This window comes from Chelatococcus sp. YT9, assembly GCF_018398315.1.
Lineage (GTDB): Bacteria > Pseudomonadota > Alphaproteobacteria > Rhizobiales > Beijerinckiaceae > Chelatococcus.
In genome coordinates this window covers 3,205,662-3,231,502 of the sequence record NZ_JAHBRW010000001.1, presented here as the reverse complement: position 1 = coordinate 3,231,502, position 25,841 = coordinate 3,205,662, and the positions used below count along the sequence as shown (strand labels likewise).

Genomic DNA, 25,841 nt, shown 5'->3' with positions numbered 1-25,841 from the left:
GATGGTCGACACCCGTTTTCTCGACTGGCCATTCTTCACGCCCATCCATCGTGCGCTTCGGGACGAGATCGCGACCTTCGCCAGAGACTCCGTGCCCGGCCTCGTCGATCATCACGATGTGGATGGGTCCTGCCGCCGGCTGGTGGATGCGCTCGGCCGCGCCGGCATCCTGCGCCACGCGGTCGTCGCTCCCCATGGCGGCAAGGCCGCGACACTCGATGTCCGCTCGCTCTGCCTCATCCGCGAGACGCTGGGCCACGCCGATGGCCTCGCGGACTTCGCCTTCGCCATGCAGGGTCTGGGCTCAGGCCCCATTTGCCTGTTCGGGACGGACACGCAGAAATCCCGCTACCTGCCGCGCGTCGCCACCGGCGAGGCGATCGCCGCCTTCGCGCTGACCGAGCCGGTCGCTGGCTCCGACGTTGCGGCGCTGGCAACGACCGCCGAGCCGGACGGCCCGGACCACGTGCGGATCACCGGCGAGAAGACCTGGATTTCCAACGGCGGCATTGCTGATCAGTATGTCGTTTTCTGCCGCACCGGCGAGGGTCCCGGCACGAAGGGAATGTCGGCTTTCGTGGTCGAGGCAGGCACGCCCGGCTTCACCATCGCCGAGCGACTGGAGACCATCGCGCCTCACCCACTCGCCCGCCTTGCCTTCGACGGCTGCCGCGTACCGGTCGCTAACCGCATTGGGAAACCCGGCGAGGGCTTCAAGATCGCCATGGCGACGCTCGATGTATTCCGCTCCACGGTTGGTGCGGCGGCGCTCGGCTTTGCGCGCAGGGCGCTCGACGACGCGCTGCAACGGGTGACCACACGTCAGCTCTTCGGCGGGCCGCTCGCGGACCTGCAGATGGTGCAGGGCACGGTCGCCGACATGGTGACGGATGTGGAGGCAGCCGCGCTGATGGTCTATCGCGCGGCCTGGACGAAGGACAACGGCGCCGCCCGCATCACCCGCGAGGCCTCCCTTGCCAAGCTCGTCGCCACCGAGAACGCCCAGCGCGTCATTGACGCGGCCGTGCAGCTCCATGGCGGCGATGGTGTGCGGGTGGGCTCGAAGGTGGAAGAACTCTACCGCGACATCCGCGCGCTGCGCATCTACGAGGGCGCGAGCGACGTGCAGAAAGTCATCATCGCCCGCCAGACGCTGGCGGATTTCGCGGCGGGGTCAGCCTGACATCATCGCCGCGCTCTCGCGTTTGGCAAGGGTGAGTGCCCTGCCGTCCATATCCCCGCGACAGCTATCGTGAACGTCCCTTCTCCCCGGCGGGGAGAAGGACAGGATGAGGGGTGACGACAGTCACCATATCCCCCTCACCCGGCACTGCATGCCGACCTCTCCCCGCCGGGGAGAGGTGAAACCGCGCCCTACTCCGCAGCGAGCGACCGCTCCCCGCTCTCCGGCCGCGCATGGCGAGCGGGGCGGGCCTTGATCTGCAGCGCGATCTGCTTCTCGCGGGTTTTCTCCATCTCGCGATGCGCCTGGTTCCTGCCGGCGAGATAAGGCTTCGGCCAGTACTGGTTGCGCGCGCCGTACCAGGCCTCTGCCTGGTGGGTGAAATAGGGATTCCAAAGATGCGGCCGCGCCAGCGCCACGAGGTCGGCGCGCCGCGTGTGCAGGATCGTGTTGATCTGGCCGGGCTCGGTGATGGCCCCGACCGCCATCGTCGCCATTTGCGGCACGTTGCGGATCGCTTCCGCAAACTGCACCTGGAACATGCGGCCATAGACCGGCTCCTGGTCCGGCACCGTCTGCCCGGCCGAGACGTCGATCAGGTCGCAGCCGGCATCGCGGAACGCCTCGGCGATCGCGAAGGTATCCGCCTCTGAGATGCCGCCCTCCTTCCAGTCGGACGCCGAGATCCTGACCGACATCGGCCGCTCCTCGGGCCACACCGCCCGCATGGCCGCAAAGACCTCCAGCGGATAGCGCAGGCGGTTTTCGATGGAGCCGCCATATTCGTCGGTGCGATGGTTCGTCAGCGGCGACAGGAAGGACGCGAAGAGATAGCCGTGGGCGCAGTGCAGCTCCAGCATGTCGAAGCCCGCGCGTGCCGCGCGCTCGGCGCCTTGTACGAAATCCGCCTTGATGCGGTCCATGGTGGCGCGATCGAGCGCCTCCGGCGTCTGGCTGACGCCTTGGACCCAAGGGAGGGCCGAGGCTGAGTAAAGCGGCCAGTTGCCCTCCGCCAGGGGATGGTCCGCCTTTTCCCAGCCCAGCTGGGTCGAGCCCTTACGGCCAGCGTGGCCGAGCTGCATCACGATCTTTGCCGCAGAATGAGCATGGACGAAATCGACGATCCGTTTCCACTGCGCCTCGTGGGCATCTGTCCAGAGGCCGGGACAGCCGGGAGTGATACGCGCGTCCGGCGACGGACAGGTCATCTCGACGAAGATGAGCCCCATCCCCCCTAGGGCGTGCGAGGTATAATGGACGAGATGCCAGTCAGTGAGATTCCCGTCCGCATCGGCAGAGTATTGGGCCATCGGCGCCATGACCGCCCGGTTCGGCACCTCCATGCCGCGGAGGCGGAACTTGGTGAACATCGGCGTCGGCCGGCTTTTGCGATAGTCGTCGCCGGTCTCGCGATAAAGACGCTCGTAGAACTCGGTGTCCGCCTTCTCGACGAAAGTGGGATCGCGCACGATGAGATTGTCGTAGGTGATCGACTTCGCCCGGCACATCACCACCATGGCGAATTGCATCGGCTCCATGTCGAAGGCGCGGTTCATATGCTCGAACCAGGCGAGTGAGACATCTGCGTTGTGCTGCACGATCTGGCATGGCGTGCGCCGCGCGGCGTCATAAGCCTTGAACGCCTTCTCCACGCTCTCTTCGGCATGGGCGAGAAGGGCGTCCGACAGGCCGATAGCGCATTCCATCGCGAGCTTGGTGCCGGAGCCGATGGAGAAATGCGCCGAAGCCTTGGCATCGCCGAGGATGACGATGTTGTCGTGCCACCAGTTCTCGCAAAAGATGCGCGGGAAGCGCCGCCAGTTCGAGCGGTTGAGCAGGAGCGGATGGCCCTGGAGCTCCTCGGCATAAATGGCCTCGAGCTTGGCTTTGGAGCCCTCCTCGTCGAACTCCGAGAAGCCGTGCCCCTGCCAGCACGCCTCGTCCATCTCGAACACCCAGGTCGAGCGGCCAGCCTCATATTGATAGGTATGGGCGCAAATGACGCCGTGCTCGGTCTCCCGGAAGAAATAATTGAACTCGTCCATGGGCCGGGTCGAGCCCATCCAGCAGAAGCGATTCGACTTCAAAGTCATGCTGGGCTGGAAGGAGTCGCGGAAATGCTCTCGGATCGGCGAGTTGATCCCGTCGGCCGCGATGATGATGTCGGAATCCGCAAATCGGGTCTTCAGTGCCGCTGGATCGATACGCTCGGAGAAGGTGAGCGCGACACCCTCCTCGCGGCAGCGCTGCTGCAGGAGGCTGAGCAGTTCCTGCCGCGAAATGCCGCAGAACCCGTTGCCGGCGCAGCGGATCTCGTTCCCCTTGTAGTGGATGGCGACGTCGTCCCAATAGGCGAAATGGTCCCGGATCCGCTCATAGGACTCCGGATCGCGCGAAAGGAATTCCTCCAGCGTGTCATCCGAGAACACCACACCGAAGCCGAAGGTGTCATCAGCGCGGTTCTGCTCGAAGACCTCGATGGTCCAGTCCGGCCGTGCCTTCTTGGTCAGAAGCGCACTGTACAGGCCGCCCGGCCCGCCTCCCACTACCGTGATCTTCATGGCTGATGCCCCGCGTTCAAGCTGCGACACCAATTATTTTATACTTAAAGTATCTCGGTGACAACGACCATCGACTGAGCAGGTACGCCGAAGCCGGCCAATTTCAGATTTGATTCACGGGAGCCGATTACGGAAACGGTGGAGTCGGTTGGCACGGAATGCTCAGATTCTGATTCCGTCCCCTCGCCCTTGCCAGAATGAATCAACCCTCTCGTTCATATCCTTGAACCAAATGCTGATTTCGGCCGTCGGCCAGCGCGTGTCCGGGCGGGGCATTGCCCTCAGCCGGAAGATTGATTGATCCATGTCGTCCAGAACACAGCCATCCAGCACACAGTCATCCAGCAAAAAGCCCCCTGCCCTTCTGTGGTTCCGCAACGATCTGCGCCTCGCGGATAATCCGGCCCTGCGCAAGGCGCTGGACACGGGGGCCCCCCTCATCGCTGTTTATATTCTGGAAGAGGCCTCGGATATTCTGGAAAGGGCGCCCTGCGCGCCGCGCCCGCTTGGCGCCGCCGCCCGCTGGTGGCTTCACCACAGCCTCGCGGCCCTCGCTGCCGCTATCGCGGACAAGGGAGGCCGCCTCATCCTGCGGCGAGGACAGGCACGCGACATCCTTGTCGACCTCTGTTCGAAGGCCGGAGTGGCGTCGGTTTTCTGGAACCGGCGCTATGAGCCGGCCGCGGTGGCCGTCGACACCGACATCAAGGCCGCGCTCACGACGGCAGGCATCGAGGTCGTCAGCACACAGGCCAATCTTCTCGCGGAGCCCTTCACCCTTAAGAGCAAGTCCGGCTCGCCCTTCAAGGTCTACACGCCCTTCGCGAAAGCCCTCCGTGCCATGGGGCCGCCGAGGGCGCCGCTGCCGGCGCCCAGCCACCTGTCGCCCGCGCCTGGTGGACTTACCTCCGACCAGTTGGGGGACTGGGGCCTTGTGCCTGGCCAAAAGCCCAATCCGGAGCCGGACTGGGCCCGCGGGCTACGTCACGCCTGGTCTCCCGGTGAGGGAGGTGCGATCGCGCGTCTCCGCGACTTCATCGATGAAGGCCTCAGGGGCTATGCGGAGGGACGGGATTTCCCGGCCAAGAGTCACGTCTCGGGATTGTCCCCGCATCTCAGGTCCGGTGAGATAAGCCCCTTCCAGATCTGGCATGCGGCGGCTCATGCGCTTGAAACCGGGACGGTGCCGGGGCGCGATGTCGAGAAGTTTATCTCGGAGCTTATATGGCGTGAATTCTGCGCCAGTCTCGCTTTTCACCAGCCTGATATCGCGAGCCAGCCGCTCGACGCCGCGTTCAGCGCGATGCCCTGGCGGCGCGACGCCAAGGGAGAGAGGGCGTGGCGGCGCGGTGAGACCGGTTACCCCCTCGTCGACGCCGGCATGCGGCAGCTCTGGCACGAGGGGATCGTCCATAACCGCGTGCGGATGGTGATAGCGTCCTTCCTCATCAAGCATCTCGGTATCGATTGGCGGCACGGCGAAGAATGGCTTTGGGACACCCTCGTGGATGCGGATGCGGCGTCCAATCCCGCCAACTGGCAATGGGTGGCCGGTTGTGGCGCCGACGCGGCACCCTATGTGCGCGTGTTCAACCCGACGCTACAGGGTGAACGTTTCGACCCCCACGGCGCCTATGTCAGGCACTGGGTGCCGGAACTCGCGGACCTCCCCGACAGATGGCTGCACAAGCCCTGGGCGGCGCCGGCGGATGTGCTGGAAAAGGCCGGCGTCGTCCTTGGCAAGAGTTATCCACGCCCCATCGTCGACCACGACACCGCGCGCAGGCGCGCGCTCGATGCCTATGAGCATGTGCGCGCTCAGAGAACCGGCGATTAGGCGAACAGCCTCCGGTTCGCCTTGACCTCCGCCGCGATGAAGTCCGCCACGGCGGCGACCCGGCGGAGCTTGTGGCCTTCGGCATGCATCACGAGCCAGTAGCTGCGGGAGAAGCTGATATCCGGCAGGACCCGCACGAGTTCCGGGTAGCGCCGAGCCGCATAGTCGTGAAGCACCCCGATGCCGACCCCCGCGCGGACGGCCTCCATCTGCCCGGTGACGCTCGCGCATTCGAAACGCCGCGAGGTCGCAGCGGCGAGATCGGCGGAGTAGTCCAGCGCGCGGCTGAACATGAGGTCGTCCACATAGGTGATCAGCGTATGGGCGGCGAGGTCCCCCTCGGCCGCGAGCGGCGGCGCCTTGTCCAGATAGCTGCGCGCTGCATAGACGCTAAGGCCGTAGTCGGTCAGGCTGCGCGAGACGAGGCGGCCTTTCTCCGGGCGCTCCAACGTGACGGCGATATCCGCCTCGCGCTTCGAGAGGGAGAAGGTGCGCGGCAGCGGCACGAGCTGGATGATGAGATCCGGATGGCGCGCGATGAAAGGCCCAAAACGCTCGGCGAGAAAATAGGTGCCGAAACCATCGGGTGCCCCGACGCGAACCGCGCCTGACAGCGCTAGATCCGCATTAGCCAACGCGGCCTGCACATTTGCCATCTCATGCTCAACCCGCTCGGCCGCCGTGAGGAAATGCTCCCCGGCGGGGGTCAGGACGCAGCCGAGCGTGCTGCGCTCGACGAGCTTCGTCTTCAAAGAGGTCTCGAGAGCCGCCAGTCGCCGACTGACAGTGGCATGGTCAAGCCCGAGCCGCCGCGCCGCCCCCAGCATCTGGCCTGACCGTGCAACCGCGAGGAATACTCGCGCATGGTCCCAGTCCAATCACGTGCCTCCTGAAGTTTTCACACATGTCGACCCCCTCACCGCTCTTCGAGCCGACCTCTTCCCACGGGAGAGAGGTGACCCGCGCCCTATGACGCTCGCCGCTTAACGGCTGGCGTCCCCTTTCCCTCCGGGAGAAGGACGGGATGAGGGGAACTCCACCTTACGCCAGATTCTGCAATCTGAATGCGAAATATTCGCCATTGCTGTGCGCGGCTAGAGAGAGCAAGCTCAATGCACGATTGCTGGCAGGCTGGCGGCCATCGCCCTTCTGCCGGAAGGATACGGACAAGCGATCGGGAGGAAACCTATGCGTATGATCGGGCATTTCATCGGCGGGAAAACCGTGGCAGGCACGTCTGGGCGAACCGCCGACGTCTATGAGCCGATGACCGGTGAGGTGCAGGCGAAGGTCGCGCTTGCCACCAAGGCCGAGCTTCGAGCCGCCGTCGAGAACGCAAAGGCAGCCCAGCCGGCCTGGGCAGCCACCAATCCCCAGCGCCGCGCCCGCGTGCTGATGAAATTCCTGGAACTCGCCCAGGCCGAGTACGACAGCCTCGCGGAACTGTTGGCGCGTGAGCATGGCAAGACGATCCCCGACGCCAAGGGCGATATCCAGCGGGGCCTCGAGGTGGTGGAATTCGCCATCGGCATCCCACATTTGATGAAGGGCGAATATACGGAGGGCGCTGGCCCGTCGATCGACATCTATTCCATGCGCCAGCCGCTCGGCGTCGTGGCCGGCATCACGCCCTTCAACTTCCCCGCGATGATCCCGATGTGGAAGTTCGCCCCGGCCATCGCCTGTGGCAACGCCTTCATCCTCAAGCCGTCCGAGCGGGATCCGGGCGTCCCGATGCGGCTTGCCGAACTCATGATCGAGGCCGGGTTGCCAGCTGGCATCCTCAATGTCGTGAACGGCGACAAGGAGGCGGTCGACGCCATCCTCGATGACCCTGATATCAAGGCAGTCGGCTTCGTGGGCTCCTCCTCGATCGCGGAATACATCTACCAGCGCTCGGCCGCGACAGGAAAGCGCGCCCAATGCTTCGGGGGCGCCAAGAACCACGCCATCATCATGCCGGATGCCGACATGGATCAGACCGTCGACGCATTGATCGGCGCGGGTTATGGCTCGGCCGGCGAGCGCTGCATGGCGATCTCGGTGGCTGTGCCTGTCGGCAAGGCAACCGCCGACCGGCTCATGGAAAAGCTGATCCCGCGGGTCGAGGCCCTCAAGATCGGGCCTTCGACCGACCTCACGGCCGACTACGGGCCGCTCGTCACGCGGGAAGCCCTGGAGCGCGTCAAGAATTACGTCGACATCGGGCTCAAGGAAGGCGCCACGCTCGCGGTCGATGGCCGCGACTTCAAGATGCAGGGTTATGAGAACGGCTTCTACATGGGGGGCTGCCTCTTCGACAACGTCACGGAGGACATGCGCATCTACAAGGAAGAGATCTTCGGCCCGGTGCTCTCGGTGGTACGCGCCAAGGATTATGGGGAGGCGCTGCGTCTGCCGTCCGATCACGAATACGGCAATGGTGTCGCCATCTTCACCCGCGACGGTGACGCGGCACGCGATTTCGCCGCGAAGGTCAACGTCGGCATGGTCGGTATCAATGTCCCGATCCCGGTGCCGATCGCCTATTATACTTTCGGCGGCTGGAAGCGCTCGGGCTTCGGCGATCTCAACCAGCACGGACCGGACTCGGTCCGCTTCTACACGAAGACCAAGACCGTCACCTCACGCTGGCCCTCCGGTGTCAAGGAAGGCGCGGAGTTCTCCATCCCGACGATGGGGTGAAGTGGGCAAACCAAGCAGGTTATCCCGGGACGGCCGAAGGCGGGCCCGGGCACCATGACCACTGTCGGCGATCAGGCCGTGCGGTTCCTGGATCCCCTTCCCGGGCTGCTATGCAGTCCGCCGGGGATGACACGGAAGCGCAGGTGGATGAGCAGTTTGTCATCCCCGACGACCGGCGAAGCCGGTCGGGAAGGGGATCCATGAACACCGCGCTCGCCTATCGATCACCGACGGTGCTCATGCACTCCCGGCTCCGCGCTTGTCGCGCGTCCCGGGATAACCAATCGTGTCCCTATTCCGCCGCCTGCTGATAGTCCTCCATCGGAGGGCAGGAGCAGACGAGGTTGCGGTCGCCGTAGGCGTTGTCGACGCGGTTGACCGGGGACCAATACTTGTCCTGACGCTGCGCGCCCAGCGGGAACACGCCCTCCGCCCGGGTGTAGGGACGGTTCCAATTGTCGTCGGCGAGGTCATGCACCGTATGCGGCGCATTGCGCAGCGGGCTCTCCGCCACCGGCCAACGGCCTTCCTCCACCGCGCGGATCTCGCCGCGAATGGCGATCATCGCATCGATGAACCGGTCCAGCTCGTATTTCGACTCGGATTCGGTCGGCTCGATCATCAGCGTACCCGGTACGGGGAAGCTCATGGTCGGCGCGTGGAAGCCGAAGTCGATCAGGCGCTTGGCGACGTCGTCGACGGTGACGCCCGATGTCTCCTTGAGCGGGCGCAGGTCGAGGATGCACTCATGCGCAACCCGGCCGTTGTTGCCGGAGTAGAGCACCGGATAATATTCACCCAAGCGCGAGGCGATGTAATTGGCGTTGAGGATCGCGACGGACGTCGCAAGCTCGAGCCCCTCGCCACCCATCATCAGCATGTAGGTCCAGGAGATCGGCAGGATCGATGCCGAACCGAAGGGTGCTGCCGAGACCGGTCCGACAACCCCACCGAGATCGGCGCGCTCCGGATGTCCGGGCAGGAACGGAGCGAGATGCGCCTTCACGCCGATAGGGCCAACGCCAGGGCCACCACCCCCATGTGGGATGCAGAAGGTCTTGTGCAGGTTGAGGTGGCTGACGTCGGCGCCATACTTGCCCGGCTGCGACAGCCCGACCTGGGCGTTGAGATTGGCGCCGTCGAGATAGACCTGACCGCCGTTGGCATGCACCACGTCGCAGATGTCGCGGATGTGCTCCTCGAACACGCCATGGGTCGAGGGATAGGTGATCATGATCGCTGCGAGGTCGTCACGATGCGCCTCGGCCTTGGCCGTGAGATCGGCGAGGTCCACATTGCCGGAGGCGTCACAGGCGACGACCACGACCTCCATGCCGACCATCTGTGCCGAAGCCGGATTGGTGCCATGTGCCGATGATGGAATGAGGCAGACCCGGCGATGGCCTTCCCCCCGGCTCAGGTGGTAGGCACGGATGGCGAGAAGCCCCGCATACTCGCCCTGGGCGCCGGAGTTCGGCTGGAGCGAGACGGCGTCATAACCCGTCACCTCGGCGAGCTTGGCCTCTAGGTCGCTGATCATCGCGGCATACCCCCGCGCCTGCTCGGCCGGCACGAAGGGATGAAGCGAGGAGAAGCCCGGCCAAGTGATCGGGATCATCTCCGCCGTGGCGTTCAGCTTCATTGTGCAGGATCCGAGGGGGATCATGGCGCGGTCGAGCGCGAGATCCCTGTCGGAGAGCTTTCGCATGTAGCGCAGAAGTTCCGTCTCGGAGCGATAACGATGAAAGACAGGATGCGTCAGATAAGGCGACTGGCGGAGCAGGGCCTGCGGCAGCTTGGCCTCTGAGAGCACGCTGCCGTAGCTCATATGGCCGCCGAAGGCCGCCCATACGGCCTCGACGGTCGCCTCGGTCGTGGTCTCGTCGAGGCTGATGCCGATGCGGCCGTCGTCGCCGGGATAGACGCGTAGATTGATGCGGGCCGCGCGGGCGCGGGCGATGATCTCGTCCCGCCGGCTGCCGGTCTTGACGGTGACCGTGTCGAAAAAGGTGCCCTGCTCGACCGGATGCCCGATCTGCGACAGGCCGGCCGCCAAGCGCGCGGTTTTGGCGTGGACATTTTCGGCGATTGCCTTCAGCCCCTCAGGCCCGTGATAGACGGCATACATGGAGGCGATGACGGCGAGCAGCACCTGCGCAGTGCAGATATTGGACGTCGCCTTCTCACGGCGGATATGCTGCTCGCGGGTCTGCAACGCGAGACGATAGGCCGCTGCGCCGCGCGCATCCACGGAGACGCCGACGAGCCGACCCGGCAGCGAGCGCTTGTAGGCGTCGCGGGTCGCCATGAAGGCGGCATGCGGGCCACCGAAGCCCATCGGCACCCCAAAGCGCTGGCTTGTGCCGACCGCCAGGTCTGCCCCCAGGTCGCCCGGAGATGCGAGGACGGTGAGGGCGAGCAGATCAGTTGCCACCACGGCGATACCACCGGCGCCCTTGATCGCCGCAATCGTTTGGCGGAGATCTCGCACGTGACCGTCAGTGCCGGGATACTGGAAGATGGCGCCAAAGACGGCGGCGGGATCGAGATCCTTCTCGGGATCACCGACGATGACCTCCCAGCCGAGCGGCTCGGCGCGGGTGCGGATGACGGCTATGGTCTGGGGATGACAGCCAGCATCAACGAAGAAGGCATTGGCCTTTGATTTCGCCACGCGCTTGGACATAGCCATGGCTTCAGCAGCAGCCGTGCCCTCGTCGAGCAGCGAGGCATTGGCCACGTCAAGGCCTGTCAGGTCGGCGATCATAGTCTGGAAATTGACCAGCGCCTCGAGCCGGCCCTGGCTGATTTCTGGCTGGTAGGGGGTGTAGGCTGTGTACCAGGCCGGATTTTCGAGAATGTTGCGCTGGATGACAGCCGGCAGCAACGTCCCGTAATAGCCTTGGCCAATCAGTGAGGTGAAAACCTCGTTCTGAGCCGCGACACGACCGAGTTCCGCCAGCGCCTCTCGCTCAGTGAGCCCGCGGCCGAAATCGAGCGGTTTTTCCTGGCGGATGGAGCGCGGAAGCGTCTCATTAATCAGCCCGCCGAGACTGCCGCCGCCGACGGCTTGGAGCATCGAGGCGATATCGGCCGCGGACGGGCCGATATGGCGGCGGGCGAAGCCGGAACCTGTCCGGCTGAGGAGAAATTCGAGATCGGTCATCAATAACACCTCGGGCGCAGGATCAGGCGGCTCAGAATGGTTTACCCCGGGGCCTTAGCGCCTCAGAAAGCCGATCATGGACCAGCAATCGCGGCGATCGCTGGAGCCATGGCTAACCTCCTTCGGCCTCGCGGCCTCCGTGGTGCCCCATCTGTTTCTTTGCCTGAGAGCGTTATCCCGTCGGCGGATGCACGAAGCGCGATGCTCCGGCCTCACTTTCCAGATGTCGTCGTGCGGCAGCGGTCCTTTTGCCTGAGAGATTCCGGGGCGGTTGCTCCTTCGGCGCTCGGCACAAAGCCGAGTCTCTCCCGCTGCTGCCGGCTGCAAGCTACTCAAAACAGCCAATAAGTCAAAAGCCAGGTTGTCGCCCGGCAGACAAGTCCCCATCAATATCGTCGGCACGGCCCGATGTGGCGCGGTGTGGCCGCACCCAGCCATGCCTGCTGAGCCGCGCCAGCCACACCACCGGGAGGAAGCCGACCAGCACGATGAGCAAGGCGGCGATCGCCCCGTCCTCATAAGTCCCGCGCGACGCCTCCGCGTAGAGCTGGGTGGCAAGCGTCTCAAAATCAAGCGGCCGCAGCAATAGGGTAGCCGGCAGTTCCTTCATGCAGTCGACGAAAATCAGAATTGCGGCAGAGGCGATCGCCGGCCACAGAAGCGGCAGATGGATGCGCCTGATCAACCCACCTGAATGGGCGCCGAGCGTTCGCGCCGCATCATCGAGGGTCAGCGGCACCTTACCAAGTCCCGCCTCCAGCCCGCCAACCGCGAGGGCGAGGAAGCGGACAGCATAGGCATAGATCAGGGCGACGACAGTTCCCGAGAGGACCAGCCCGGTTGATATACCGAGGCTCGCGCGCAGGGCCGCGTCGACCGCGTTATCGATGGTGGCGAGTGGCACCATGAGGCCGATGGCAAGCACGGTGCCGGGCACAGCATAGCCGAGGCTCGCGATGCGCGCGGTGAGACCCGCGCGTCGCACCTGCCGCGGGCCGCGGTGAGCCGCAAGGCGCAGCGCGACGATCACGCAGGCGCCGAGCGCAAGCGTCACGGCCGTTGCCACGAGTGCGAGAGAAGCGGTGTTGCGGATCGCATCAAGGAGGCTGTGGGAGAAGCCTGCAAAGCGCAGACGCTTGTAAGCCTCGTTGCACAGGTGCAGCACCGGAATGACAAAGCCAACGAAAACCGGCATGGCCGCAATGAACGTGGCCGCTACCGCGCCCCACCCCCTGAGCTGTTTGGGAGTCAGCCTGCCGGGCTCGGCATCGGCGTAGTCGGCGTGCCGACGAGCGATGCGCTCGATCACGACGAGGGTAATGACGACGGCGAGCATGAACAGCGCAATCTGAGCCGCGCCAGCGAGGCTGGAGCGATTGATCCAGGTTGCGTAGATCGACACTGTCAGCGTTCTGACGCCGAGAAATTCCGACGCGCCGATGTCGTTCAGTGTTTCCAGCAACGCTAGCGTTGCTCCCGCGACGATAGCCGGGCGGGCCAGAGGAACCGCGATGGAAAGGAAGGTCCGGAAACGTCCCGCACCGAGCGAATGGGAAGCCTCTACCACTCCGCCCGCCTGGACGAGGAAGGTCGCCCGCACTGAGGCATAGACATAAGGGTAAAGCACGATGCTGAGGAGAAGGATGCACCCCCCCATCGAACGCACGTCGGGAAAGCTCAGATCGCGCGGATTGGTGATGCCGAATAAGGCGCGCAGGAAGCTCTGCACGGGACCGATCGGATGCAGCACATCGAGATACGCATAAGCGACGATATAAGTCGGCATCGCCAGTGGTAGCAGCAGTGCCCATTCCAGCAAGCGGCGGCCGGGGAAATCATAAGCCACGACGAGCCACGCGAGGCAGGTGCCCATAACAACGACAAGGATACCGACTCCAGCCACGAGCACGGCCGTCTGTCGCATGGCCTCGGGTAAGACATAAGCAACAAGATGTGGCCAGACGCCTTCCGCCGCGCCGCCAGCTACAGCCACGATCGCCAGGATCGGGGCCAACGCCAGAAGAGCAACCGCAATCCCTGCAAGAAGCCAGCCGCGCCCGTGCGGCCCGGGCGCGCGACCGCGCGCGGCTGCTCGGCCGGACGTCACGCCGGTCCGATCGGTAGGTGCGGACGACCCAAGAAACATTCAGATGGCTCTGACACGGCAAGAAGCCGCAGTCCTGTAACGGACCGCGGCTCGAACATATGCACAGCCCTCCTGAAGCAGGAGGGCGGCGCGTCATCGGTTAGTTATCGAAGCCGACCTTGTCGGCGAGCTCGCTTGCCGCCTTGCGGTTCTTGCCTATGGCGGTGAGTTCGGCCGGATCGATTTTAAGCTCGCCAAAGCTGGCAATGATCGGATCAGCCTTCACGCCAGCCTTCACCGGATACTCGAAATTCGCCTTGGCGTAGAGCTCCTGCGCGTCATCCGACGCGAGGAACTCGATGAGCTTAACGGCGTTCGCCGCATGGGGCGCGTTCTTGGCGACAGCCGCGCCGGACACGTTCACATGCGTGCCGCCCTTCTCGAAGGTCGGCAGGATGACGTTGATGGCCTCGCCCCACTTGACCTGGTCGGGCCCGCCAGCACCCGAGCGCATCAAGCCGACATAATAGGAATTGGCGAGGCCCACGTCACAGATGCCGCCCAAGATATCGCGCGCGACATCACGATCGCCGCCGCCCGCCTTGCGCGCAAGATTGGCCTTCACGCCCTTCAACCACTCCTCCGTCTTCGCCGCGCCATCCTTGGCAATCATGTTGGCGATCAGGGCTGTGTTGTACGGATGCTGGCCGGCGCGGATGCAGACCTTGCCCTTCCACTTGGGATCAGCCAGGTCCTCATAAGTGAAAGACTTGAGGTCCGTGCGGTCCTTGGAGGCATAAAGGACGCGCGCGCGGGTCGACAGCGCGAACCAGCGGCCATCCGCATCGCGCAAATTGGCCGGGATCGCGGCGTTCAGCGCGTCCGACTTCACAGGCTGCACGACGCCCTTGTCGACGAGATCAATGAGATTGCCAAAGTCGACCGTCATCAGGACGTCCGCCGGCGAGTTCGCACCTTCGGTCGCGACGCGTTCGGCCAGCCCATCCTTGACGAAGAGCGTCTTGACCTGAATCCCGCTCTTCTCGGTGAAGGCGTCGAGCAGCGGCTTGATCAAGCCCGGCTCACGGGTTGTGTAGAGCGTCACTTCCTCCGCGGCCGAAACCGCCGTGGAGAAGCCTGCTGAAAGGCCCGCAATTCCGGCGAGGCAAGCAACCCGTGCGATCCGATTGATGGACATGAACTCCTCCTGACCCGTTCCCATTCCGCCGTTGATCGACGACTGCTCCCCCCGAACACCGGTGAAGACAGCCACCTCTCAGTCCGCGCTGACGCCTGGGCGAACCACGGCTCGAACACAGCCGGCACTCGCAGCGTTATACGCGCGAGCGGAAATGGCCACACTTTGGAGGAGAAGGCAACGTGTCTAACGCAATAAAAGATACTATACTCTAGTTTAGATTTATTCTAAAAATTGCCTAAACGCGCATCACCTCCGGCCGTTATTCGTATATACGTAGTTATGCACGTACTATTGAGATTAATACTTTACGTTACATGACAGATCGAAACACCTCCATCTCCTTGCGCAGGTGGTATCGGCAGCATTCCCCTAGTCACTTCGATCTCACAAATTCGTGTATTTGGGGCCCCCGTTTGCAGTTAGCAATCGCATAAAATCGCGCTCCAATGAGGAGAAAGCTTAGCTTCCGCCCAATCGGCGACCTAAATGCGCAAACCGTAGGCAAATTTTCTGCCTTAGATCGAGGCTGCCTAGGATTTAGGCGCACTGAGAAGCGAAACTCGGGTCGGCTTTCGGCGCGCGGCGGGTTGGCGGCCGGATTTTTCTTGCCGCACCGGCTGCAGCCGCCACTTGGCGCGGCATGGCACAGGGCTTGCGAGATTTCTCCCGCAAACAATCCCGAGGTGGGAGACGTCAAACATGAAGAATGGCTTGAGACGTGCATGCGCCACCCTTGCTCTGGCAGCAGGACTGGCGATTTCCGGGGGAGCCCCTCACGCCGCTGACGACACCATCAAGGTCGGTGTCCTTCATTCCTTGTCCGGCACGATGGCGATCAGCGAAACGACGTTGAAGGACGTCATGCTGATGCTCATCGAAGAGCAAAACAAGAAGGGCGGCATCCTTGGCAAGAAGCTGGAAGCCGTCGTTGTTGACCCGGCGTCCAACTGGCCGCTCTTCGCGGAAAAAGCGCGCGAACTTCTGACAAAGGATAAGGTCGCTGCGGTCTTCGGAGCCTGGACCTCCGTGTCCCGCAAATCAGTTCTTCCAGTCTTCGAGGAGTTGAACGGTATCCTGTTCTATCCCGTTCAATACGAAGGCGAGGAATCCTCTCGCAATATCTTCTACACAGGCGCGGCGCCGAACCAGCAGGCCATTCCAGCTGTCGACTATCTGATGGAGAACGAAGGCGTACAACGCTGGGTTCTGGCTGGCACGGACTATGTCTATCCACGCACGACCAACAAGATCCTTGAGGCTTATCTGCAGCAGAAAGGCGTCAAGGCCGAAGACATCATGATCAACTACACGCCATTCGGGCATTCCGACTGGCAGACGATCGTGGCCGACATCAAGAAGTTCGGCTCGTCCGGCAAGAAGACCGCCGTTGTCTCGACGATCAACGGCGATGCCAACGTGCCATTCTACAAGGAACTCGCCAACCAGGGCATAAAGGCTACCGACATCCCCGTCGTCGCGTTCTCAGTCGGCGAGGAGGAACTGGCCGGCATCGACACGAAGCCGCTCGTCGGCCATCTCGCCGCCTGGAACTATTTCCAGTCTGTCGACGTGCCGGAGAACGCCGCGTTCATCAAGGCGTGGAAGGCCTTCACCAAGAACGACAAGCGCGTCACCAACGATCCGATGGAAGCCCATTACATTGGCTTCAACATGTGGGTGAAGGCCGTCGAGAAGGCGGGCACCACGGATCCGGACAAGGTGATCGATGCGCTCGTCGGTGTGGCTGTCCCCAATCTCTCCGGCGGTTTCTCGGCGATGATGCCGAACCACCACATCACGAAGCCCGTGCTGATCGGCGAGATCCAGGACAACGGCCAATTCAACATCGTGTCCCAGACGCCAGGGCTCGTCGTCGGCGATGAATGGTCCGACTACCTCGACGGTTCCAAGGACCTGATCTCGGACTGGAGAGCCCCCCTGTCCTGCGGCAATTTCAACGTCAAGACGGGCAAGTGCGGCGGCCAGGGCACGCAAGCGGCTGCGAAGTAACTGGAATGCACACTTCCCTGTCAGTGCAGGGGAGTGCATAGGCCGGAGCGGCTCTTCACCTCTACCCGGCAACATGGCTCTAGCCATGTTGCGCTTGAGATGAAGCCATATCGGCAACAGCCGATATGGCGGGGAGAGGTGGCCGCAGCGGCCGGGTGAGGGAAAATTCCCGCTACAGAGAGAGACGGGTCCCCCTCACCCTGCCGCTCCCCGCCGGGAGAGGCACCCAAACTCCCCATGCGGTGGCGCTGTTATCCACGAAAGGCCAGGCGGGCTCGATCCCATGTCATCACTGATCAGGCTCTTGTCACTTTTCGGCATCCTCGTTGCTGCCGTCATCCAGCCGGCTTTCGCAGAGGCGAAGGCGCCCTTTGCGGCACTCGCCACCGACAATTATGCCGAGATCGAGAAAGGCGTTGCCGCAGTTGCAGAAAGCGGCGCACCGACCGCAGAGGCGGTGCTCGACGCCTTGGGCGACAATCGCCTGCTATACCGCCCCTTGGACAGGGCCCTCTTTTACAAGGACGCGGGCGGAAACGTCCGCGACGCGACGACTGGCGAGGTTGTGACACCGGCCCCAACTGGCCTCAAGCCCGTGCGCCTCAACAACCGCGTGCGGCGCGCGGTCGAGGCGGCGGTCGGCACGCTGACGCTGATGTCGCCGGAAGCATCCAAACGGCGCCAGGCGGCCGAGGCCGTCTACCGCTCCCGCGACGCGGCGACATTGCCCGTTCTCGCCAAGGCCATCGCGGCCGAACGTGACAGCAGCGTGAAGCAGGCGCTGATTCAGGCCCAAGCCGCCATTTTTCTCACCGCCGACGGCATCACGGATAGTGATCGCATCGCAGCCGTCGATATTGTCGCAGCGCGGGGCGACCAGGACGCGCGCTCCATGCTTACCCAGGTGGCGGGCCGCGGGTCCCCGGTTCTCAAGCTTGCTGCCGAAACCGCGATTGCCACTATCGAGCGCAAGCTCGCCATCGCCGCCACTGTCCAGAACATCTGGTACGGGCTATCACTTGGCTCCGTGCTGCTGCTCGCCGCGATCGGCCTCGCCATCACCTTCGGTGTCATGGGCATCATCAACATGGCGCACGGCGAGATGGTGATGATCGGCGCCTACACCACCTTCGTGGTGCAGGAAATCTGCCGCACCCGTTTCCCCGGCCTGTTCGACTGGTCGCTACCCGTCGCCCTCCCGCTCGCCTTCCTCGTCGCAGGCGGTGTCGGGGCGCTCATCGAGCGCCTTGTTATCCGCCATCTCTATGGCCGGCCGCTGGAAACGCTGCTTGCGACCTGGGGCATCAGCCTCATCCTGCAACAGGCCGTGCGCTCGATCTTCGGGCCGACGAACCGGGAGGTCGGCGCGCCCTCCTACATGGCAGGCGCCTTCGACGTCATGGGCGTCACGATTACCTACGGCCGGCTGTGGATCGTCATCTTCAGCCTGTGCGTGTTCCTCGGTCTGATCGCGGTGCTCAAGCTGACGTCTTTCGGCCTCAGAATGCGCGCGGTGACCCAGAACCGCCGCATGGCGTCGGCCATGGGCATCCGCACGCCGCGCGTCGACATGCTCGCCTTCGCGCTGGGTTCAGGCATCGCCGGGGTAGCGGGTGTGGCTCTGTCGCAGATCGACAATGTCTCGCCGAACCTCGGCCAGAGCTACATCATCGATTCCTTCATGGTGGTGGTCTTCGGCGGCGTCGGCAATCTCTGGGGCACATTCGTCTCGGCGCTCACGCTCGGGGTCGCCAACAAGTTTCTCGAGCCCTACGCAGGCGCTGTGCTCGGCAAGATCCTGCTCCTCGTCTTCCTGATCCTGTTCATCCAAAAAAGGCCGCGCGGGCTATTCGCCCTGAAGGGCCGCTCGGTGGAAGCATGATGATTGTTCAGCACCGCGCCGGGCATGACATGCATGCCACACCGCTCCCTGGTTCCCCTTCCCGCCGCCGTGAAACGGCTGCAGCCGTGTCACGCTTAACGGTGAGCCAAGCCGGCAAAAGCCAGCCTGGCATGGCGCCGGGGATCACACCCGCGTTTCATTCCCACGTATGTCATTCCCGGCCGGAGCACGCGCCAGCGTGTGCAGGGGAAGAGAATCCACAATCGCGTGCGTTGCCGCGCAAGGGGACCGCCCGATGACCCGCCAGCCCTTCATCCTCAAGCTGGTCGACGGCAAGGGGCGGATCTTCCTCGGCATTCTCGCGGCCGTGACCGTGCTCGTCGCCTCCTCCAATCTCATGCTGCCGCCGACCTCCCCCTTGCATGTACCGACCTACGCTGTCTCGCTGATGGGCAAATATCTCTGCTATGCCCTGCTTGCCGTCGCACTCGATCTCGTCTGGGGCTACTGCGGTATCCTTTCACTGGGACATGGGGCGTTCTTCGCGCTCGGCGGCTATGCGATGGGCATGTATCTCATGCGCCAGATCGGCACGCGGGGCGTCTATGGCAATCCAGTGCTGCCGGATTTCATGGTGTTCCTGAACTGGCAGGAGCTACCCTGGTACTGGTACGGCTTCTCGTCCTTCCCCTTCGCGATCGTGATGGTGGTTCTCGTCCCGGGGCTGCTCGCCTTCGTCTTCGGCTGGCTCGCCTTCCGCTCGCGGGTCACGGGCGTCTATCTCTCCATCATCACCCAGGCGATGACCTTCGCGCTGCTGCTCGCCTTCTTCCGGAACGATATGGGGTTCGGCGGGAACAACGGCCTCACGGACTTCAAGGACCTGCTCGGCTTCAACGTCCAGGCGCAAGGCATGCGCGTCACGCTCTTTGCGGCGAGCGCGGTGGCGTTAGCCGTTGGCTACCTCATCGCGCGGGTGATGGTGACCTCCACCTACGGCAAGGTGCTGGTGGCGATCCGCGACGCGGAATCACGGGCGCGCTTCCTCGGCTATCGCGTTGAGCACTACAAACTCCTCGCCTTCACGGTCTCAGCAATGATGGCGGGGATCGCCGGCGCGCTCTACGTGCCGCAGGTCGGCATCATCAACCCACAGGAGTTCGCACCTGCCAATTCCATCGAGGCGGTCATCTGGGTCGCCGTGGGGGGACGTGGCACGCTTGTCGGTGCGGCTCTGGGCGCGGTCGTCGTGAATTTTGCCAAGACCTGGCTCACCGGGGCCTTGCCGGAGATCTGGCTCTTTGCCCTCGGCGCGCTCTTCGTCCTAGTGACGCTGTATATGCCCAAAGGCATCTTGGGCCTCCTTCAGAAACTCAATCGTCCCCGTGCCGATGATCGTGCCGCCGGCGCGCCCGTGCCGCAGGCGGCCGCGGAGTAGATGTGATGCTCAACACCACTCTGACCAGTGCCCTCCTCTATCTCGACGGGGTCAATGTCACCTTCGATGGGTTCCGGGCGCTCAACAATCTGTCGCTTGCCATGGCGCCGAACGAGATGCGCGCCATCATCGGCCCCAACGGCGCCGGCAAGACAACCATGATGGACGTGATTACCGGCAAGACACGCCCCGACGAGGGGGATGTCATGTTCGGCGGCACGGTTGATCTCACGAGGCTCGACGAGGCGGCCATCGCCGAGCTCGGTATCGGCAGGAAGTTTCAGAAGCCCACGGTCTTCGAAAGCCACACCGTTGCCGACAACATCCGGCTGGCGCTGAAGGGCGAGCGCGGCCCCTGGTCGGCTTTGTTCGGCGCGCGCAACCACATCGCGGACGAGAAGATTGACGAGATTCTGAGAAAAGTGCGGCTGATCGATCATCGCGAGCGACCGGCCGCCGACCTCAGTCACGGGCAGAAGCAATGGCTCGAAATCGCAATGCTGCTCGGACAGGATCCAAAGCTGCTCCTGGTCGACGAGCCTGTGGCCGGCATGACCGACGCCGAAACAGAGGAGACCGCGCGCCTGCTGCGCGAGATCGCGCGGGATCATACGGTCGTCGTTGTCGAGCATGACATGGCCTTCGTCCGCGACCTCGATTGCAAGGTAACCGTGCTGCATGAAGGATCGGTGCTGGCCGAAGGCTCCATTGATGCGGTCTCCGCCAATGAGCGCGTCATCGAAGTCTACCTGGGGCGGTGAGATGGCATTGATCACTGACCGCCTCTTCCAGCCCCTACACCTCCCCGCGAGGGGGAGGAGCGAAAGCGCCAGCCATGCTCATTGTTGACGCCATCGATCTCCATTATGGCGCCGCCCAGGCGCTGCGTGGCATCTCGCTCAGTGCCGCCGTCGGGAAAGTCACTTGCGTGCTCGGGCGCAACGGCGTGGGCAAGACCTCTCTGCTACGCGCCATCGTCGGGCAGCAGCCGGTATCGCGCGGCACCATCAGCCTCGACGGACAGGATCTGAAGCGCCTGCCGCCCTATGAGCGGGCGCGCCACGGCATTGCCTTCGTTCCGCAGGGGCGGGAAATCTTTCCCCTGCTCAGCGTCAAGGAGAACCTGGAAACGGGCTTCGCGCCGCTCAAGCGGCGCGATCAGACGGTCCCCGAGGACATCTTCAACCTGTTCCCTGTGCTGAAGGACATGCTGCACCGGCGAGGCGGTGACCTCTCGGGGGGACAACAGCAGCAGCTCGCGATTGGCCGGGCCCTTGTCACCCGTCCGCGATTGCTGGTGCTCGACGAACCGACGGAAGGTATCCAGCCCTCGGTCATCAAGGATATCGGCCGCGCGATCGATTACCTCCGCAACAAGGGGGACATGGCAATTCTCCTTGTTGAACAGTATTTTGAGTTCGCGCGTGATCTCTGCGACAGCTTCGCGGTGATGGAGCGCGGGCAGGTCGTCCTGGCGGGGACGCGGGCCGAGATGGTCGACGCCGAGGTGCGGCGGAAGCTGTCCGTCTAGGCCACTTCGTGCTAGTCATGCCGCCTGCCGCATGTCGATGCGGTCCAGCGAGCGGGTGACCGATGAGCGAAACGCAACATTTCGAGGGGCGCTGTCATTGCGGCGCCGTGCAATTCTCGGCGAATGCAGACCTGTCCAATGTTATCAGCTGCAATTGCTCGATCTGCTCCAAGCACGGCCTCATTCTGACATTCGTGCCAGCGGATCAGTTCACGCTCGAAGCGGGCGAGGACACACTGAAGGACTACCAGTTCAACACTATGCGCATCCGCCATCGTTTCTGCGGCAACTGCGGTGTCGAACCCTTCGCGGAAGGCGCGATGCCGGATGGTACACCGATGCGCGCCATCAATGTGCGCTGCCTCGATGGCGTCGACGTGTCGGCCCTGAGCCCCACGCCCTTTGACGGCCGCAGCCGCTGACACAGTACGTCCGAGAGGGACAGGGGTCCAAAGAGGTATATGCAATGACCAAGGCCACGGCCATCGTCCGCAAGGCGGCAGTGAAGGCGGAGCGTGTCGTTGATACGGTCGTGCTCGACCATGTCGCGCGTGATAACCCACCCTCGCATCTCACCGCGAGTGCTGGTCTTCATGTCCATCTTCACTTGCCCGACGGCTCCCAGCTCAACGACGGCGACGCGCTGAAGCTCGAGGACGGCGGGCTCGTCGCTGTGAAGGCCGCGGACGAGAAGCTCATCGAAGCGAAGGCGGAAAATCCTCTCCGGCTGATGCGCGTGCTTTGGCATCTCGGCCAGAATCATACCGCGGTGGAAGTCACGCAGGATGCGATCTACGTGGCTGAGGACGATGCCGTTGCGGAACTGATCCGCGGGCAGGGGTGCAGCCTGGTCTCGGTCGAGCGTCCCTTCCGGCCCGAGCGTGCGATCGCCGGCCACGACTGTGGCCACGATCACCACGGCCACCATCATGGTCACCATCACCATGGCGATCATGGTCATGATCACAAGCATCATGACCACCATGCGCATGCGCACAAGGATGATCATGCGCATCACGCCCATGGCGCCTGCGGCTGCGGCCATGACCATCATCACGACCACGATCACCCTGAGGATCATGGCGAGGAGCATGGCCACCGCCACCATAGCCATGCCCACCACGGGCATGACCACGGCAAGGAATGAAGGTTTCGCGGGAAGCCCGAGGGGGTTCCGGAGATCGGTGGGAAAGCCGATCCCGGAGCGCCTGTATCACGGCATCAGCTGGCCGCCGTTGACCTCGATAACCTGGCCAGTGATGTAGCCACTGGCGGCGGCAGACGCGAGGAAGAGGTAGGAGCCCACGCATTCCTCCGGCTTGCCGAGCCGGCCCATGGGGATAGTGAGCCGCATCGTTTCCAGCTGCTCGGCCGTTGAGAAACGCTCGTGGAAAGGTGTCAGGATGACCCCCGGCGCCACGGCATTCGCGCGAATATTGTGAGGCGCGAACTCCTTGGCCATGTTGCGCGTGACGTTGGCGACGAAGGCTTTTGCGCTGGCATAGAGGGCTGCCCCAGGGCCACCCCCGTTCCGGCCGGCAATGGAAGCGGTATTGATGATCGAACCACCACCTGCGGCTTTCAGATGCGGAATGGCGGCCTGAGTCGCCGCGATCACGGACCGCACGTTGAGATCCAAAACCGTGTCGTAAAGCGCGTCATCGATCTCAACGAGAGGTACGCGCTTGACCAAAGCGCCAGCGTTGTTGATGAGCACATCGAGCCCACCGAGCACGGCAACCGCATCGTTGACGACCTGCTTCGCGCCAGCACTGTTGCTGACGTCGCCGAGGACAAGTTGTGCCTGTCCGCCCAGACCGCGAATCGCCTCGACGACTGCATTTGCCTCTGCCTTGCTTGAATGACCATGCACCACGACGTGCGCACCAGCCTCGGCAAAACCACGGGCGACGGCCGCACCGATCCCGGTGCTTGAGCCGGTTATCAGTACCCGTTTGCCGGCCAGATCCTTGAACATATCGCCTCCATCAGCCCTGATAGATCGCCTGCGAGCGATCCTTAGAAAAACGCTGCCCGCCAGTCTATTGCGGGCGATCGCCTGCGGAAAGCGGGGGGAAATGGCATGGCTTCTGCTGATATGCTGTACAACACGCTAGCACCGTGCCATTTCGATACATGAGGTTGCGCGCCGCGCTCACGCTCGCGCCAGCAGCAGAGACAGGATCGTGCGATGACAGCCGCCGTTGATCAGCCCGCCAAGCGTGGCTTCATGCTCGACCGATGGACGCTTTTGACCGTCGCGGCACTCGCCATGGCCGCCCTGTTCGTCACTGGCATTCTGGTGCGCGTCCTGCAGGAGAGCGGCGGCACCAACAGCTATGCGCTTCTCGCCGAAGCCTTTCTCCACGGTCGCTTCGACGTCGATCGCTGTTTCGACGGCGACTGTGCGATGGTCGACGGGCGCGGTTACGTGATCTTCCCGCCTGTGCCAGCCCTTGTCGCGATGCCCTTCGTGGCACTGTTCGGTCCGCATTTCGCTGGTTTCATGATCATCGGTCTTCTCTTCTTCGCCGGGACGCTGGCCCTCTGGTGGCGCATCTTTGCGGCGATGGGTGCCCGCGACGATGCCCGTCTGTGGTTGATGTTGGCGCTGGCCTTTGGCTCGCCGGTCTATTTCATCACGCTGCGGGCAGACGGCATCTGGTTCTTCGCCCAAGTCGTCGGGCTCTTCCTGCTGACGCTGGCCCTGCACGAAACACTGCACAAACGATTGATCATGGCGGGCATCGCCATCGGCCTTGCGTTTCTGTGCCGGCAAATGGCCATCCTTGTCGTGCCGTTCCTATTCGTGCTGGCCCTCGACAGGGACGAAGGCCTGTTCAGCCTGAATCGCGCGAGCTGGTGGCGAAAGTTCATTGAGTTTGCCGTACCAGTCGCGATCGCGCTCATTGCCTATTTCATCTACAACGGGCTGCGCTTCGGCAATCCGCTCGAAACCGGCTACAGCTATATCGTCCCGGACGGACATAGCTATCTCGGCCAGCGCATCGCGGAGGCCCTGTTCTCGCCTCGTTACGTGCTGTTCAACCTGTTCTACCTTTTCGTGCAAGGGTTCCATGCGGAATTCACCGGCCCTCTGATGACGCAGTTGACTGGCCTCGATTCCAACGGGACGTCTTTGTTGGCGGCGAGCCCTTTCGTGCTCTTCGCCTTCTTCCTCCCCTGGCGGCGGGACGTGGTCATTGCCGGTCTGACAGCTGTCATCATCGGCGGGGTGACGCTGTTCTACCATTCCAATGGCTATTCCCAGTACAACGTCCAGCGCTACACACTGGACTGGTTGCCACTCCTGTTTCTCTTCCTGCCACTCACATTGACAAGCGAGCGTCTGCCGGTCTTCCGTCTGCTCGTGACCTATGCGCTTCTTCTTAATGTGGTGACGATGGGCGTGCTTGCCGTCACAAGCGGCGGCGCGTGACCCGAACGACTTTAGCACGGTAAGTACAGAGGACGCATAAGCGGCCCGCAGATCTTTCTTTCGCAAGGGCCGCTATCCGTCTCGGCTGAGATGGATAAGCTCTGCGATTTCGCTGAGCGTGAGATCAGGATTGCGGATATAGAGCGACCGGATCGAACCCGTTGCACTGCCGCGCCCAACTGGCCGTCGACAATCGAGATCTTGCATGCGGCCAGATGCGCTAGGATGTCGTCGAGCCGCAAGCGGGACAGAAGCCACGATCCGCGGACCCTGCCGTTGGATACTTCGCTTTCGGTTGAAACTCTCGACCATGTTCGTGCAGGTTGATTTTCTGATCGCGCCTTCCGGCCATCGCCGAAGGTCATTGCCTGCATTCCGAGAACACCAAGATTGAAGGCATTCGTGATGTCGATGGGCTGTGCGAATGCCGCGTCGGGGTCACCTTCGCCTGAAGGTCAGGAACTTGTGCCCAACATAGCTCGTCCCGGCGCCTACGCCGATCGATATACCGTGCGCGATGGCCTCATGCTGCCAGCCGAGGCCCAGCCAGGGAAGCAACGCAGCCAGGCCCATGGTCATCAGCCAGACCTGCACACCGCTGATGCAATTGACGCCGACGAAGCGCATCACCTGGCGGCTGAGGGGCAGATCCGAGGCCGGAAAAACATAGGCCCGGTAGAGCGTGAAACCGGCCGTCATCCCGATGACCTGGGCGAGGGCCACAGCGGCGCCGAAAGGCATGAACCAAGAGAGCGGGAAGCGCACGAGCCAGTTGACCGCAGCAGCCGCCAGGCCAAGCACGAGGAACCGCAGGAGACGCCGCAGTTCTTCCCCGCGTCCAGACCCCATTGTAGGCGATGC

The 25,841-nt window shown here is 63.3% G+C and carries 18 protein-coding genes and 1 riboswitch; of the genes, 11 read left to right on the top strand and 7 right to left on the bottom strand.

Annotated elements, in window-relative coordinates; genetic code table 11:
• Position 1 precedes the first annotated feature (1 nt).
• Positions 2 to 1,183 (top strand): acyl-CoA dehydrogenase family protein, encoded by a 1,182-nt coding sequence (locus KIO76_RS14740; protein WP_213323971.1) that lies wholly within the window; start codon positions 2 to 4, stop codon positions 1,181 to 1,183.
• Positions 1,184 to 1,374: 191 nt separating this feature from the next.
• Here the strand turns inward: KIO76_RS14740 and KIO76_RS14735 are convergent, their stop codons facing one another.
• Positions 1,375 to 3,744, bottom strand: coding sequence for an oxidoreductase (locus KIO76_RS14735; protein ID WP_213323970.1), 2,370 nt, complete (start codon positions 3,742 to 3,744; stop codon positions 1,375 to 1,377).
• A gap of 304 nt (positions 3,745 to 4,048) precedes the next feature.
• Here KIO76_RS14735 and KIO76_RS14730 point away from each other — a divergent pair, with 304 nt between their 5' ends.
• Positions 4,049 to 5,581: a cryptochrome/photolyase family protein gene (locus tag KIO76_RS14730; RefSeq protein ID WP_213323969.1), complete on the top strand. Its 1,533-nt coding sequence runs from the start codon at positions 4,049 to 4,051 to the stop codon at positions 5,579 to 5,581.
• Here the strand turns inward: KIO76_RS14730 and KIO76_RS14725 are convergent.
• On the bottom strand, positions 5,578 to 6,459 hold the full coding sequence (locus tag KIO76_RS14725) for a LysR family transcriptional regulator (protein WP_213323968.1): 882 nt from the start codon (positions 6,457 to 6,459) through the stop codon (positions 5,578 to 5,580). The two genes, KIO76_RS14730 and KIO76_RS14725, sit on opposite strands and share 4 nt — an antisense overlap.
• Before the next feature lie 310 nt (positions 6,460 to 6,769).
• Between KIO76_RS14725 and KIO76_RS14720 the strand changes: the two genes are divergently transcribed.
• The gene (locus KIO76_RS14720; protein ID WP_213323967.1) at positions 6,770 to 8,266 is read left to right on the top strand and encodes a CoA-acylating methylmalonate-semialdehyde dehydrogenase; all 1,497 of its coding nucleotides are present in this window, start codon (positions 6,770 to 6,772) and stop codon (positions 8,264 to 8,266) included.
• Between the two features lie 292 nt (positions 8,267 to 8,558).
• Here the strand turns inward: KIO76_RS14720 and gcvP are convergent, their stop codons facing one another.
• The 3 genes from gcvP to KIO76_RS14705 form a co-directional block, all read right to left on the bottom strand.
• Positions 8,559 to 11,432, bottom strand: a complete 2,874-nt coding sequence (gene gcvP / locus KIO76_RS14715) for an aminomethyl-transferring glycine dehydrogenase (RefSeq protein WP_213323966.1) — start codon at positions 11,430 to 11,432, stop codon at positions 8,559 to 8,561.
• Between the two features lie 230 nt (positions 11,433 to 11,662).
• Positions 11,663 to 11,753: riboswitch (glycine riboswitch) on the bottom strand.
• Between the two features lie 28 nt (positions 11,754 to 11,781).
• Positions 11,782 to 13,578: an ABC transporter permease gene (locus KIO76_RS14710; RefSeq protein ID WP_213323965.1), complete on the bottom strand. Its 1,797-nt coding sequence runs from the start codon at positions 13,576 to 13,578 to the stop codon at positions 11,782 to 11,784.
• 100 nt (positions 13,579 to 13,678) lie between these two features.
• Entirely contained in the window at positions 13,679 to 14,716 is a 1,038-nt protein-coding gene (locus tag KIO76_RS14705; RefSeq protein ID WP_213323964.1) for a Fe(3+) ABC transporter substrate-binding protein, read from the bottom strand.
• Positions 14,717 to 15,418: 702 nt separating this feature from the next.
• Between KIO76_RS14705 and urtA the strand changes: the two genes are divergently transcribed.
• The 7 genes from urtA to KIO76_RS14670 all read left to right on the top strand — a co-directional run bounded on the left by urtA (position 15,419) and on the right by KIO76_RS14670 (position 22,688).
• On the top strand, positions 15,419 to 16,729 hold the full coding sequence (gene urtA, locus KIO76_RS14700; protein ID WP_213323963.1) for an urea ABC transporter substrate-binding protein: 1,311 nt from the start codon (positions 15,419 to 15,421) through the stop codon (positions 16,727 to 16,729).
• Positions 16,730 to 17,012: 283 nt separating this feature from the next.
• On the top strand, positions 17,013 to 18,611 hold the full coding sequence (gene urtB / locus KIO76_RS14695) for an urea ABC transporter permease subunit UrtB (RefSeq protein ID WP_213323962.1): 1,599 nt from the start codon (positions 17,013 to 17,015) through the stop codon (positions 18,609 to 18,611).
• Positions 18,612 to 18,867: 256 nt separating this feature from the next.
• On the top strand, positions 18,868 to 20,010 hold the full coding sequence (urtC, locus tag KIO76_RS14690) for an urea ABC transporter permease subunit UrtC (protein WP_213323961.1): 1,143 nt from the start codon (positions 18,868 to 18,870) through the stop codon (positions 20,008 to 20,010).
• 5 nt (positions 20,011 to 20,015) lie between these two features.
• Entirely contained in the window at positions 20,016 to 20,771 is a 756-nt protein-coding gene (gene urtD, locus KIO76_RS14685; RefSeq protein ID WP_213323960.1) for an urea ABC transporter ATP-binding protein UrtD, read from the top strand.
• A gap of 74 nt (positions 20,772 to 20,845) precedes the next feature.
• Positions 20,846 to 21,541 carry an urea ABC transporter ATP-binding subunit UrtE gene (urtE, locus tag KIO76_RS14680; RefSeq protein WP_213323959.1) on the top strand — a complete coding sequence of 232 codons (696 nt, stop codon included), beginning with the start codon at positions 20,846 to 20,848 and terminating at the stop codon, positions 21,539 to 21,541.
• A 62-nt stretch (positions 21,542 to 21,603) separates the two neighbouring features.
• Positions 21,604 to 21,963 (top strand): GFA family protein, encoded by a 360-nt coding sequence (locus KIO76_RS14675; protein WP_213323958.1) that lies wholly within the window; start codon positions 21,604 to 21,606, stop codon positions 21,961 to 21,963.
• Between the two features lie 44 nt (positions 21,964 to 22,007).
• Positions 22,008 to 22,688 carry an urease accessory protein UreE gene (locus KIO76_RS14670; RefSeq protein WP_213323957.1) on the top strand — a complete coding sequence of 227 codons (681 nt, stop codon included), beginning with the start codon at positions 22,008 to 22,010 and terminating at the stop codon, positions 22,686 to 22,688.
• 66 nt (positions 22,689 to 22,754) lie between these two features.
• Here KIO76_RS14670 and KIO76_RS14665 read toward each other — a convergent pair whose 3' ends face one another.
• Complete coding sequence (locus KIO76_RS14665) at positions 22,755 to 23,519, bottom strand: SDR family NAD(P)-dependent oxidoreductase (protein WP_213323956.1); 765 nt, start codon at positions 23,517 to 23,519, stop codon at positions 22,755 to 22,757.
• A gap of 213 nt (positions 23,520 to 23,732) precedes the next feature.
• Between KIO76_RS14665 and KIO76_RS14660 the strand changes: the two genes are divergently transcribed.
• On the top strand, positions 23,733 to 24,980 hold the full coding sequence (locus KIO76_RS14660) for an ArnT family glycosyltransferase (protein ID WP_213323955.1): 1,248 nt from the start codon (positions 23,733 to 23,735) through the stop codon (positions 24,978 to 24,980).
• A gap of 438 nt (positions 24,981 to 25,418) precedes the next feature.
• On the opposite strand, the gene KIO76_RS14655 is transcribed toward KIO76_RS14660, so the two are convergent.
• Complete coding sequence (locus tag KIO76_RS14655; protein WP_213323954.1) at positions 25,419 to 25,829, bottom strand: GtrA family protein; 411 nt, start codon at positions 25,827 to 25,829, stop codon at positions 25,419 to 25,421.
• Positions 25,830 to 25,841: the final 12 nt, after the last annotated feature.